The organism is Streptomyces zaomyceticus (genome assembly GCF_014656215.1).
Lineage (GTDB): Bacteria > Actinomycetota > Actinomycetes > Streptomycetales > Streptomycetaceae > Streptomyces > Streptomyces zaomyceticus.
In genome coordinates this window covers 17377-29363 of sequence record NZ_BNBZ01000011.1, presented here as the reverse complement: position 1 = coordinate 29363, position 11987 = coordinate 17377, and the positions used below count along the sequence as shown (strand labels likewise).

At 72.3% G+C, this 11987-nt stretch carries 11 protein-coding genes; 4 read left to right on the top strand and 7 right to left on the bottom strand.

Annotation, left to right across the window (positions count from 1 at the left end; genetic code table 11):
• Nucleotides 1–18: 18 nt before the first annotated feature.
• From IE311_RS16505 to IE311_RS16485, 5 genes are all read right to left on the bottom strand, one after another.
• Complete coding sequence (locus IE311_RS16505) at nt 19–1008, bottom strand: TauD/TfdA dioxygenase family protein (protein ID WP_189832443.1); 990 nt, start codon at nt 1006–1008, stop codon at nt 19–21.
• Complete coding sequence (locus IE311_RS16500) at nt 1005–1427, bottom strand: lasso peptide biosynthesis B2 protein (protein ID WP_189832442.1); 423 nt, start codon at nt 1425–1427, stop codon at nt 1005–1007. The genes IE311_RS16505 and IE311_RS16500 overlap by 4 nt, the downstream gene beginning before the upstream one ends.
• Nucleotides 1424–1681: a lasso peptide biosynthesis PqqD family chaperone gene (locus IE311_RS16495; protein WP_189832441.1), complete on the bottom strand. Its 258-nt coding sequence runs from the start codon at nt 1679–1681 to the stop codon at nt 1424–1426. The genes IE311_RS16500 and IE311_RS16495 overlap by 4 nt, the downstream gene beginning before the upstream one ends.
• The gene (locus IE311_RS16490; protein WP_189832440.1) at nt 1662–3707 is read right to left on the bottom strand and encodes an asparagine synthase-related protein; all 2046 of its coding nucleotides are present in this window, start codon (nt 3705–3707) and stop codon (nt 1662–1664) included. Before IE311_RS16490 ends, IE311_RS16495 begins: the two co-directional genes overlap by 20 nt.
• Before the next feature lie 117 nt (nt 3708–3824).
• Nucleotides 3825–3950: a lasso RiPP family leader peptide-containing protein gene (locus IE311_RS16485; RefSeq protein ID WP_125666437.1), complete on the bottom strand. Its 126-nt coding sequence runs from the start codon at nt 3948–3950 to the stop codon at nt 3825–3827.
• A 459-nt stretch (nt 3951–4409) separates the two neighbouring features.
• On the opposite strand from IE311_RS16485, the gene IE311_RS16480 reads away from it, so the two are divergent.
• The 3 genes from IE311_RS16480 to IE311_RS16470 all read left to right on the top strand — a co-directional run bounded on the left by IE311_RS16480 (nt 4410) and on the right by IE311_RS16470 (nt 7026).
• Nucleotides 4410–5072: a DedA family protein gene (locus IE311_RS16480; RefSeq protein ID WP_189832439.1), complete on the top strand. Its 663-nt coding sequence runs from the start codon at nt 4410–4412 to the stop codon at nt 5070–5072.
• 173 nt (nt 5073–5245) lie between these two features.
• Nucleotides 5246–6391, top strand: a complete 1146-nt coding sequence (locus IE311_RS16475) for a sensor histidine kinase (protein ID WP_189832438.1) — start codon at nt 5246–5248, stop codon at nt 6389–6391.
• Entirely contained in the window at nt 6382–7026 is a 645-nt protein-coding gene (locus tag IE311_RS16470; RefSeq protein WP_189832437.1) for a response regulator transcription factor, read from the top strand. The genes IE311_RS16475 and IE311_RS16470 overlap by 10 nt, the downstream gene beginning before the upstream one ends.
• 139 nt (nt 7027–7165) lie before the next feature.
• Here IE311_RS16470 and IE311_RS16465 read toward each other — a convergent pair whose 3' ends face one another.
• Complete coding sequence (locus tag IE311_RS16465; protein WP_189832436.1) at nt 7166–8194, bottom strand: ornithine cyclodeaminase family protein; 1029 nt, start codon at nt 8192–8194, stop codon at nt 7166–7168.
• A gap of 312 nt (nt 8195–8506) precedes the next feature.
• On the opposite strand from IE311_RS16465, the gene IE311_RS16460 reads away from it, so the two are divergent.
• Complete coding sequence (locus IE311_RS16460; protein WP_229901953.1) at nt 8507–10954, top strand: MMPL family transporter; 2448 nt, start codon at nt 8507–8509, stop codon at nt 10952–10954.
• A 216-nt stretch (nt 10955–11170) separates the two neighbouring features.
• On the opposite strand, the gene IE311_RS16455 is transcribed toward IE311_RS16460, so the two are convergent.
• Nucleotides 11171–11983: an alpha/beta fold hydrolase gene (locus IE311_RS16455; RefSeq protein ID WP_189832435.1), complete on the bottom strand. Its 813-nt coding sequence runs from the start codon at nt 11981–11983 to the stop codon at nt 11171–11173.
• Nucleotides 11984–11987: the final 4 nt, after the last annotated feature.

The following is an 11987-nucleotide window of genomic DNA, read 5'->3' as shown; positions in this document are numbered from 1 at the left end:
GGTGACCGTCGTCGCCGTTCAGGGGGTGGTGGCGAGGGCGGCGCGGTCGCGGTCCGGAGCCGCGGTCCGTGCCCCACGGTGCTCGGAGGTGTCCTCGGCCGTGCGCCGCGCCGTGCCCCCGGTCGTCCGTCCGGGCGCCGGCTCTCCCGTCGGCTCCGCCGGCCACGGCGGTTCCGCCACGGGGACGGCGGTGGTGATCCGGCGCGTGATCTTGCGCAGGCCGGGAGCCGCCGGGACCGCCTTGTGCAGGACGGAGGCGTTGTCCCAGACCAGCACGTCGCCGACGCTCCAGTGGTGCCGCAGGACGCGGGCGGGCCGGGTCACCGTCTCGTAGAGGCGGCCGAGCAGGCGCCTGCCCTCCTCCGGCGTGCGGCCCGGGATCTCCCTGAGCCAGTGCTCGTTGAGGACGAGGGCGCGGCGGCCGGTGGTGTGATGGGTGGTGACGAGGGGGCGGACGAAGTCCCTGAGCTCGGCGAGCTGGCGGCTCCGTTCGGCCTCGGACAGGCTGACGGTCCGCATCGCGGTGGCGCGCCGCATGTCCTCTTCGGCGATCCGCCGGCAGGGGAAGCCGCCGTCGAGGCCGTCGACCTCGTCGCGCAGGTCGCCGGGGAGCGCCGTGTATCCGGCGCGGAGGTCGGCGAACAGCGTCTCGCCCTCGGCCTCCGGTGCCTCGTCACAGGTCAGCACGGTGACCAGGGGTGTGTCGGGGGCGAAGGAGCCGTCGGCGTGCCAGTACTGCCCGCCGGCGTTGGCGCCGAGTCCCCGCACATTGGACTGGAGCCGTACGTGGGTCTGTCCGGGCATCCGGTGTTCGGCGGGGAAGACCGTGCGGGGTTCGCCGAAGAGGCGGGCGAGGGCGGTGAGGGCCTCGGGGTCGCGCGGGAATCCGGTCAGATGGAGCACCCCGTACTCCCAGAGCAGGGTGCGCAGGGTCTCCGGTCCCCTCGCGGGGGTGAAGCCGTCGACGCGCAGTCCCAGACCGAAGTCGGTGAGTTCCGTCGTCTTCATGACCTCTCCCGGGGAGGTACGCGGATCAGGGTGGTGTGGTAGCCGCGCGGGTACGGCTCGTCGACGGGCTCGTCGTCGACCTCGACCCAGGCGTGGGCGAGGAAGGGCACGACGCGGACGCCGGAGCACCAGGTGGGCCAGTGGCCACGGAGCCGGCAGAGCAGAGTGGTGGCGAGGGAGCGCTGGACGCAGCCCTCCCCGGCGCAGCTGACGCTGACGGCGACGACCTCGGCGCGGCTGCGCGCCGCCTCCTCGGTGGTGGCGGGGCGGGCGCCCCTGCGCAGGAGTTCGAGGACGGTACGGATGCGGGCGGGCGGCTGACGCATCAGGAGCCGGGCGGCGGCCACGGCGAGCCACGGCAGAGGACGCCGGTGCACGGCGAGCCTCGGGCGGTCGACGATGGCGACGGGCGAGCTCATGCCGTCACCAGTCCGGCGCCGCGCAGCTTGTCCACGAGCCCGGCGGCGTCCCGGGCGGCCCGGTCGGCGGGGACGGTGGCCCCGGCGGCCGCGTCGAGGGCGGCCTGCCGGGTGTCCCGGCCGGCGAGCAGCGACCGGAGGAGGCGCGCGCCGGAGCCGTTGAGCCGCCAGTAGCGGCCGGTCCGTTCGTCGAGGAGGACGGCGCCGTCGTCGGTCTCGGCGATCGACACTCCGTCAGCGAGGCTGAGGGACACGGTGGTTCTCCTCCTGGGTCGGCTCGGCAGGCACGGTCGGGACGGCCGGCACGGTCGGGCGGGTTGCGGCAGCGGTCGGGTTCACGGGGGCGGGCCGAGTGGCGGCCGGCGTGGCGGGTGCGGGCCGAGTGGCGGCCGGCGTGGCGGGTGCGGCCGGCGTGATCCGTACGGTCTCCTCCGCCGGCGGAAGGTTCCAGCTCGACCTGGCCCGCAACCAGTTCTCCACGGCCATCGTGGCGTCGAGCGCGCCCCAGGGGAGTCCCGGCGGGTAGGCCGCGAGGGCCATGTGGCGGAGGGTCGCCGTGTCGATCAGTCCGAGCCCGGCGAGCAGCGGCTCGTCGAAGAGTTCGGCGATCTGGCCCCGGTGCCGCTGCTGGCCGCGGAAGAAGTCGTCGGAGAACTCGCCCTTGGTGGCCCGCTTGAGGGAGCCCTCGGGCATGGTGCCGCGCATCGCCTCGACCATGAGCGGCTTGTACGTCCACGGGGAGCTGCGCTCCTCGGGCCGTACCGCGAGGCAGGCCTCCAGGACCCGGTCGTCCAGGTACGGGGCCTGGAGGACCGCGCCGGCGCCGGCGGTCACGGTCTCGGCGAGCCGGACCGCGGCGCCGAGCTGGCGGGCCAGGTCGACGGTGGTGTGGGCGGCGCGGGTGGGGGCGTACGGCCGGGCGTCCCGCGCGCGGCGGCGCATCTCGTCGGAGAGGCCGACGGCCGCGTCGCCGGTGACCCACGGCGGCAGCCTCAGCGGGTACTCCCAGCCGAACAGCGGCTGGTTGGGGGGCGGGAAGGAGTTGGTGAGGGCGTCGGCCTCGGCCGTGAGCCAGCTGCCGTACGGGCGGCGGTCGGCGAGTGCCCGCAGGGTCGCGGTCGTCGACCAGCGGCGCAGGGCCCGCATGCCGGCGAGGTGTTCGCGGGCGAGGGCGGGGCGGCGGCGGGTCAGGTCGTGCAGATAGCTGGGCTTGACGGCGAGGACCTCGTCGCCGCCGTGGCCGGTGAGATGGACACTGGCGCCGACCGCGGCGAGGCGGCGGGCGGTCTCGCGGAGCCTGGCCACCGGCCGTATCCAGCGGGTCGGTTCGTCGAGACCCGTGACCGGCCGGGCCACGTCCTCGAACATGTCGGGGAGTTCGCCCGGTCCGAAGACGGTGTGGGTGATGTGGTCGCCGTCGAGCAGGTCCTGTGCCTTGGCGGCCCAGATGTGGTCGTCGTGGGTGGGGTCGGCCACCCCGATCCGGACGGTGACGAGGGAGCCCGCCGCGCGGCCGGTGGCCTCGGCGGCGAGGAAGCTGAGCGGGGTGGAGTCGAGGCCGCCCGAGAGGTCGGAGCCGACGACCGCGTGCTCGCGCACCCGGACGGCGACCGCGTCGGCGAGGGCCCGGGCGAGCACGGGGCCGCCCTGCGTACGGTCCAGTTCCTGGGCCGGCGGCAGCCACCACGTCCGGGTGCGGGCCGTGCCGTCGGCGGCGATCAGCAGACAGGCGTCCGGCGGCACCAGGTCGACCCCGGACCAGACCGGTTCGGTGAGCGAGGACGGGGTCATGGCGAGCAGCCGGGCGGTGAGCCGCACCGGGTCGAGCGGCGCGTCGGTGAGGGCGGCGAGCAGATCGGCCCGGTCGGCGGCGAGGGTCGTACCCGCGAGGGTGGCGGTGAAGACCCTGCGGACACCCGAGGCGGTGCCCTGGACGCGGACCTGGCCGTCGACGCTCGCCACGAGGTGGGCGCTGCCGGTGAGGGAGGCGGCGAGGGCGTCGAGGTCGGCCGTGGTGCGCACGCGCCGTGCCCAGTCGGCGAGTTCGCCGGCGGTGAGGGCGTGTGTGCCGGTGACGAGGAGCGCGGTGGCGCCGTGCCGGGCGGCGACGGCGGTCCCGGTGGCCCCGTCGGGGGCGTTGCCGACGACCCAGGGCCGTCCCGACGCGTGGGTGAGGGTGAATCCGATACGGTCGCGCAGCCGCCGCGCCACCGGGAGCGCGGACGCGCTGTCGGGCAGGGCGACGAACCAGGGCCCGGAAAGGGCCGGGTTCTCCAGCATGTTTCCTCCGCGATTCCGGCAGGGCGGCGGCAGGGCGGAATGCGAGGGGAAACCCCGCATTCCGCCGCCGCATGGCATCAACTAATTCATTCGGTCAACAACGAACCCCTGCGGGGATCAGTCGAAGTGAATGAAGAAGTCGGCCAGCGGGAAGCCGACGCCTCGGGTGAGCTCGTCGTAGTCGCCCAGCTCGGAGAGCTCGGGAACCTCGTAGACCTGACCGGTCTCGATCTCCTTCTCCATGACAGACCTCCTGTTGTCGACGGACCTGGAAAATGTCCGGGCGGTGATTCGCTCGAACGGGATTCAACGTAGACCCGGGCCCGCGGAAAGGAACAGGGATTCCCGGGGACCTGGCAGGAACGGGTCAGCGCGGCCGTCGATCCGCCCCCGAACGCGGCCGTCGGCGCGCCCCCGTGTCCGCCCGTCCGCCTCTCCGCCGTGTCCGGCCGTCCGCCGTGTCCGCCCCTCCGCCTCCGAACCCGCTCCCCCTACAGGTCGTCCGGCGGGTCGCCCGGCGGGGACGTCCCGCCGGCGGTTCCCCGCACGTCCGACCCTGCGGAAAACCGCAGGGTCGGACGTGCGGAGAACACCACCGGGGTGGACGGCAACCCTCATACCGGCGCTGAGCAGCGTTTTCTAACTTTGAGGAAGAAGAACGGGGCGCCCGCCCCCACCGTCCCCGCCAGCTTGGAGTCCCTGATGAACCTCACCACCATGGCGCTCGCCCAGCAGCCCGCGGACGGCGTCGCCGGTTGGGCCGCCGACCTCGTCGACACCATGGGCGGCCCCGGAGCCGGTCTCGCCATCGCCCTGGAGAACCTCTTCCCGCCGCTGCCCAGCGAGGTCATCCTGCCGCTGACCGGCTTCGCCGCCGGCCAGGGCGTGCTGAGCCTGGCCTCGGCGCTCTTCTGGACGACGCTCGGTTCGGTGGTCGGCGCGGTGGCGCTCTACTGGATCGGGGTGCTCTTCGGCCGGGAGCGGATGCACGCGATCTGGGGGAAGCTGCCCCTGGTGAAGGCGTCCGACCTGGTCCGCACCGAGGAGTGGTTCTCCAAGCACGGGACGAAGGCCGTCTTCCTCGGCAGGATGGTGCCGATCTTCCGCAGCCTGATCTCGGTGCCCGCCGGCGTCGAGCGGATGCCGATGCCTCTCTTCATCATGCTCACCACGCTCGGCAGCCTCATCTGGAACAGCATCCTGGTGATGGCCGGATACTGGCTGGGCGACCAGTGGGACGTCGTGGAGACCTACGTCGGTGTCCTGTCGAAGGTCGTCCTGGTCATGGTCGTCGTCGCCATCGTCGCCTACGTGGCGGTCCGTGTCCGCAGCCGCGGCCAGGCCCAGCACCGGCGCGCCTCGTGACCCTCGGCTCCCGCCCCACCGGTACGGCACCGCTTCCCGCACAGCCCGGGCGATCTTGCCCGGGCTGTGCGGGCGCACTAGTCTCGGGCCCCGTGCAAGGGGATTTAGCAGGCACCGCGTCCGACCGACCGCCGAGGCATTCCGGCGGGAACGGCGCCGGTGAGGACGAGACCGTGACCCGTACGACCACACCGTCCTGGCCCCGTCGCGGACTGGGGATCCTCCTCGGCTGCGCGACCGCCCTGGTCGGCGCCCTCTACTTCCTCGTCGTCGGCGCGGCCCTCGGACCGTTCCTGCTCTGGCCGCGGACCCGCTCCAGCGCCCTGGAGATCCTGATGGCCGGCGCCCGGCGCCTGGTCACCCTCGAACGGGTCCGGCGCTCCGCCTTCTTCGGCGATCTCTTCCCCGAGCACTACAAGGCCTCGGACCAGAAGATCCTGCGCTACCTCGCGATCCGCAGCTACACGGGACTGCTCTGCGGAGTGGTCGTCGGACTGCTCGTCTTCGGCGGCGTCCTGGCCGGCCTCCTGATCAACGGCGTCGTGCGGGGCACCCTCGGCTGGGACGAGCTGCTCACCCAGGTCCTGCTCGGCAGCGTGCTCCTCTTCCTCGACGTCCAGGGGCTCTACTCGCTGGCCGCGCTCGACGCACGTACCGCCCGGGAGTGCTTCGGCCCCTCCGAGCGGGAGCTGCTCCAGCGCCGTATCGACGAACTCGCCACCAGCCGGGCCGCGGTCGTCGAGGCCGTCGACGCCGAACGCCGGCGCATCGAGCGCGATCTGCACGACGGGGTCCAGCAGCGTCTGGTGGCGCTCGCCATGCTGATCGGCCGGGCACGCCGGGGCCGCAACCCCGAGCAGGCCGACGCGCTGCTGCTCCAGGCGCACGAGGAGTCCCAGGGCGTGCTGACCGAACTGCGCGAGGTGGCCTGGCGGGTGTACCCGTCGGCGCTCGACAGCCTCGGTCTCGAAGAGGCGATCGGCGGCGTCGCGGAGCGGTGCAGCATTCCGCTGCGGACCCGGTTCGAGGTCGACGCCCCGCTGCCCCGGCCGGTGGAGACCGCCGCGTACTTCGTGGTGTCGGAGTCCGTGACGAACGCGGCCAAGCACTCCTCGGCCTCGGCGATCTCGGTGGGGGTGGCCCTCGACGGGGCGCGGCTCACGGTGCGGGTCGAGGACGACGGCACGGGCGGCGCGAACGAGACCGGCAGCGGGCTGACGGGACTGCGCAGCCGCGTGGCCGCGCTCGACGGCGTGCTGCACATCCACAGCCCCCTCGGGGGACCCACCACCATCACCGCGGAGCTTCCATGCGCGTAATCCTGGCCGAGGACTCGACCCTGCTGCGAGAGGGCCTGGTCAGGCTGCTCGTCGAGGAGGGCCACGAGGTCCTGGCGGCGCTGGGAGACGCGGTGACGCTGCTCAAGGAGGTCGAGGAGCAGCGGCCGGACATCGTCGTCGTCGACATCCGGATGCCTCCGACGCACACGGACGAGGGGCTGCGGGCGGCCGTCGAGATCCGGGAGCGCTGGCCCGAGGTCAGTGTGCTCGTGCTCTCGCAGCACATCGAGCGGAACTACGCGGCCAAGCTCCTGGCGTCCAACGCCGAGCGGGTCGGCTATCTCCTGAAGGACCGGGTGGCGCAGGTCGAGGAGTTCCTCGACGCGCTGGAGCGGATCCACGCCGGCGGCGCGGCGATCGACCCGGAGGTCGTACGGCAGCTGGTCATCCGGACCACCCACGGGGACCCGCTGGCGCGGCTGACGCCCCGGGAGCGCACGGTCCTCGAGGCACTCGCCCAGGGGCACACGAACACGGCCATCGCGCAGAAGCTGCACATCTCGCTGAGTTCGGTGGAGAAGAACCTCAACACGGTCTTCGACAAGCTGGAGCTGTCCCACACCACCGGGTACAGCCGGCGGATCCTGGCGGTGCTCCGCTACCTGGAGTCCTAGGCCCGCCCTGTCGGATCTCGCCCGTCGGGCCCGCGGCGACGCGGCCGGGCAGGATCCGGAAGGGACGGCACGGCTCCGGGGAGCGGGCGGAACGGGCCGTCCCCGCCGATCGCGGCGGTGGGGACGGCCCGCGGCACGCCTACGCGAAGGCGTACGGGTTGAGCGCGTCCTCCGGCAGCTGCTCGATCTGGAGGTGGTCCCCCAGACCGGCCTCCGCGGCGAGTTCGAGCAGGACGTCGAAGGCCACGTGGTCCTCCAGCGCGAAGCCGGTGGAGTCGAAGACGGTGATCCCGTCCCGGTGGTCCGCCGCGAGGGCGGGCCGCGCGCACAGCTCCATGAGGTCCGGCCCCAGGTCGGAGTCGGCCAGCTGCTGGCCCTCCCCCTCCCGCAGGGACTGGTCGCGGTGGTCCGCCGTGACGAACGCCGACTTCAGCACGTGCCGCGGCACCTCGAACTTGCCTATGAGGTCCGCGCCGATGGCGTTGATGTGCACGTGCGGGCGGAGGTTCTCGCCGAGCAGCACCGGGCCGTCGCCGACCGCCACCGAGGTGACGGTGCAGATGATGTCGGCCTCGGCCTCGATCTCGGCGACCGTGGCCACCTTCACGTCGAGCCCGAGGAACTCCACCCGCTCGGCGAAGGAGCGCGCGTGCTCCGGATCGATGTCGTGGACGACGATCCGCTCCAGCGGGAACACCCGGCTCAGGGCGTGTGCCTGGGTCACCGCCTGCGCACCCGCACCGACGAGCCCGAGGACCCGGCTGTCCGGGCGGGCGAGAAGCCGGCTGGCGATCGCGGAGGCCGCGCCGGTACGGATCGCCGTCGGCAGGATGCCGTCGCAGACCGCGAGCAGCCGGCCCGTCACGTCGTCGTACCTGGTCATGGTCCCGATGATCGTGGGCAGCCGGAACTCCGCCGGGTTGGACGGCGTGTAGCCCACGGTCTTGATCGTGATCGACTCACCGGGCCGGTGGTGCGGCATCCATTCCAGGATGGCCGTGTCTCCGGGACCCCGTACGAACCCGTCGCGGGCCGGGGTGATGCCCCCGTGGCCGCCCTCCCGGAAGACCTCGCCCAGGCGGGCGATCATCCGGTCCATGAAATCGTCGAATCCCTTTTCATTGACGATCTTGGCAATATGCTGCCGCGTCAGGACAACAGTTTCCATTATTTCCCCTTGACTAACGCCACTGGATGGCATTTTCCTGCCGCCGGACTCGATTTGCCGTGCGGCTCAGAAGGGTGAATCAGAAAATGAAGCTAGCCGCCCGGATTTACTCAGGTCAAGATTTTGCTCCAGGGCGTTACGGGAAACCGCAGGGTCCCCGTTACGGGAAACCACAGGGCCAGGGCTGCGGAAAACTGGGGCTACCCAGGCGGTTTACCTCGTGTCCACGCCCTCCTCCCGTGACTAGCGTTCTACTCGTCGCAGAACGGCAGCCGCCCCGGCGGTTTCCGCAGCAATGGAAGGAAACAGAAGGTGCGAAAGAAACCCGCAACGGTACGGATCGCACGATGGAGCGCCACGCATCCGTGGTCCGCCATCGGGCTCTGGGTGGTCTTCGTCGCGCTGTGTCTCTTCATGGGCGGGGCCGCCGGCACGAACAAGATCAGCGACGAGGAGTCGGGGGTGGGCGAGTCCGGCCGCGCCGGCCGGATCACCGCCTCGGGCCACTTCACCGAGAAGCCCGAGGAGAACGTCCTCATCAGCGCCGCGAACGGCGGGAAACTGGACCTCGCCACCGCTCGGAAGGCGGCCGAGGAGCTCACCGGGAAGATGAAGGCCCTGCCCGAGGTGGAGAGCGTCGGCACCGCCTTCCCCTCCCCCAACGGCAAGGCCCTGCTGCTCCCCGTCACCATGAAGGGCGACACGGAGAACGCCGACACCCGCGTCCAGCCGCTGCTCGACGCGAGCGCGGCGACCCAGAAGGCCCACGAGGGCATCAGGATCGACCAGATCGGCACCGGCTCGACCGCCAAGGGGCTCGGCGAGACCCTGGGTGAGGACTTCAAGAAGGCCGAGCTGATCAGCCTTCCGCTGACCCTGCTGATCCTGCTCGTCGTCTTCGGCGCGATCATCGCCGCCGGCGTGCCGGTCCTCCTCGCGATGTCCTGCGTCGGCGCCGCCATCGGTCTGTCGACCCTGGCCTCCCACGTCATGCCCGAGACCAGCGCGGTCAGCAACGTCATCCTGCTCATGGGCATGGCTGTCGGCGTCGACTACTCGCTCTTCTACCTGAAGCGGGAGCGCGAGGAACGCCACAAGGGCGCCTCGCACCTCGACGCCATCGAGATCGCCGCCGAGACCTCCGGACACACCGTCGTCGTCTCCGGCACCACCGTCATCGTCTCCATGGCCGGCCTCTACCTCGCCCAGGAGGCCACCTTCGCCTCCCTGGCCACCGGCTCGATCATCGTCGTGGCCGTCGCCGTCCTGGCCTCGCTGACCGTGCTCCCCGCCCTCCTCGCCAAGCTCGGCCGCTGGGTCGACCGGCCGAAGGTGCCGCTGCTGTGGCGGCTGACGATGCGCTCCAACGAGTCCCGGCTGTGGCCCGTGCTGCTCCGTCCCGCCCTCGTCCGGCCCGTGCTCACCCTCGTGGTCTCCGTCGGCGCCCTGCTCGCCCTCGCCCTGCCCGCTCTCGACATGAAGCTGAAGCAGCCCGGCTCGGACGATCTCTCCCGCGACATCCCGGTCGTCCAGGCCATGGACCGGCTGACCGCCGCCTTCCCCAGCAAGGGCACCGTGCACCAGGTGGCCGTGCGGGCCCCCGCCGAGAAGGCCGGTGAGGTCGAGGCCGCGCTCAAGACCCTGCTGGACCGCACCGACGGCCAGGAGCTGTTCGCCCACGACCAGAAGCCCGCGATCCGCGCCTCGGCCGACAAGCGCGTGCACACCGTCGCCGTCGGAACGCCGCACTCGCCCAGGAGCGACGGGGCCCGGGAGTCCCTCGCACTGCTGCGGGCCTGGGTGCCCGAGGCGATCGCACCCGTCCAGGACGCCGAGGGCGCGGTCGGCGGCAAGGTGGCCCAGGGGGTCGACTTCACCGGCCACCTGGAGGACCGGATGCCGTGGGTGGTCGGCTTCATCCTGCTGCTGACCTTCGCCACCATGGCCATCATCTTTCGCTCTCTCGCCGTGGCGCTCTCGGCGATCCTCCTGAACCTGCTGTCGGCGGCCGCCTCGTTCGGTGTCCTCGTCGCGGTCTTCCAGAACACCTGGGCCGAGGGCGTGCTCGACTTCCACAGCTCGGGGGCGGTCGTCTCCTGGCTGCCGCTCTTCCTCTTCGTGGTGCTGTTCGGCCTGTCGATGGACTACCACGTGTTCGTCGTGAGCCGGATCCGCGAGGCGGCGCTCAGCGGGGCGAACGTCCGTGACGCCGTCCGCGACGGCATCACCCGCTCCGCCGGCGTCGTGACCAGCGCGGCGATCGTCATGGTGGCCGTGTTCGCGATCTTCGGCACCCTCAGCATGGTGGAGTTCAAGCAGCTGGGCGTCGGCCTGGCGGCGGCGATCCTGCTCGACGCCGTGATCATCCGCATCTTCGTGCTGCCGGCCCTGATGACCGCCCTCGGCAAGTGGAACTGGTGGCCGGGCGGCCTCTCCGGCGCCCGCCGCGCCCAGCACGCGGCCGGCGCCGACGACACCCGGCAGCTGCGCCTCCCGCAGCCGGTACCGGCCGGCGCCACGCGGTACGCACAGGGTCAGGGCCAGAGTCGGGGCCAGGGTTACGCCCAGGAGCCCGGGCACCAGCGGGAGCAGGCGTACAACCCGCAGAACTCCTACGCACCCCAGCAGCCCTACGCGCCTCAGGACTCCTACGCCCCTCAGGACCCGTACGCCTCCCAGGACCCGTACGCCCCGACGCCGGGGTGGACGCAGCCGGGGCAGCAGGGCCACGACGGCCGGCCCGACCCCTACCAGAGGTAGGCCGGCCCCTCCGACGAGGAGGGGGAAGTGCCTGCCATCCCCCGTCGGGCACCTCTCCCTCCTCTCTCCCCCTCCTCACCTTCGTCCGGACCGCGAACAGCGGCCCGGACGAAGGCGTTTGCGCATCTGCCCGCCGGCCGCCCCGGTCGCCCGGCAGTCGGTCCGCCGCCGGGGACGAGCCGCCGCGGGGCTCAAGTCGCCGCGGGCGGGCCGTCGTCAGCCGGCCGTCGGGCCGGTGAAGAACTGCACCATCGCCTTGTTCACCGCGGCCGGATCCTCCAGGTAGCCGTAGTGCCCGCAGCCCTCTATCACCTCGAACACGGCGCCCGGGATCGCGTCGGCGACCTCCCGGCCCAGGTGCGGCGGGGTGACCAGGTCGTCGGCGAAGGCGATCACCTGGCACGGCACGCGGATCCCCCGGTACGCGGCGAGCCGGTTCTCCAGCCGGCTCACCTCCATCTGTGCCCGCAGGCCGGGACCCGCGGGCGGAGCCAGCTCGAACAGGTCGAGCCAGTCGGCCAGTTCCCGCTCGTCGTCGAGGGTCCGCGGCGACAGGAACTTCAGGGCGCGCAGCACGGCGGAGTAGCGGGCCGGCAGGGTCACCCCGGAGTCGTGCAGTTCGGTCTCCGCGCGGGTGAGCGCGGCGCGCAGCGCGTCGGTCCGCCCGCGGGTGGCCATGAGGACGGTCTGCCGGACCAGGTCGGGCCGGGCGAGGGACAGCTCCTGGGCGACGAAGGCGCCCATCGACGTGCCGACGACACGGACGGGACCGATGCCGAGGCGTTCGACGAGTCCGGCGACATCGCCGACCATGTCCTGCAGCGTGAAACCCTCCGGGCATTCCGAGGTGGGCGGTATTCCGCGGTTGTCGAAGGTGATCACCCGGAATCCCGCGGCGGTGAGGGCCGGGACCTGGTGGAGTTGCCAGGCGGTGCGTCCGCCACCGGTTCCCTGGATCATCACCACCGGCTCCCCCTCTCCGGTGTCCTCGTAGTTCAGACGTATTCCGTTGACCGGCACGACCGGCATGTGC

Excerpts from the sequence above, each read along its gene's own strand:
- IE311_RS16480 (WP_189832439.1), top strand. The coding sequence starts at position 4,410 with ATGAACCTCACCACCATGGCGCTCGCCCAGCAGCCCGCGGACGGCGTC.
- IE311_RS16490 (WP_189832440.1), bottom strand. The coding sequence starts at position 3,707 with ATGCTGGAGAACCCGGCCCTTTCCGGGCCCTGGTTCGTCGCCCTGCCC.
- IE311_RS16465 (WP_189832436.1), bottom strand. The coding sequence starts at position 8,194 with ATGGAAACTGTTGTCCTGACGCGGCAGCATATTGCCAAGATCGTCAAT.
- IE311_RS16485 (WP_125666437.1), bottom strand. The coding sequence starts at position 3,950 with ATGGAGAAGGAGATCGAGACCGGTCAGGTCTACGAGGTTCCCGAGCTC.
- IE311_RS16470 (WP_189832437.1), top strand. The coding sequence starts at position 6,382 with ATGCGCGTAATCCTGGCCGAGGACTCGACCCTGCTGCGAGAGGGCCTG.
- IE311_RS16505 (WP_189832443.1), bottom strand. The coding sequence starts at position 1,008 with ATGAAGACGACGGAACTCACCGACTTCGGTCTGGGACTGCGCGTCGAC.
- IE311_RS16455 (WP_189832435.1), bottom strand. The coding sequence starts at position 11,983 with ATGCCGGTCGTGCCGGTCAACGGAATACGTCTGAACTACGAGGACACC.
- IE311_RS16500 (WP_189832442.1), bottom strand. The coding sequence starts at position 1,427 with ATGAGCTCGCCCGTCGCCATCGTCGACCGCCCGAGGCTCGCCGTGCAC.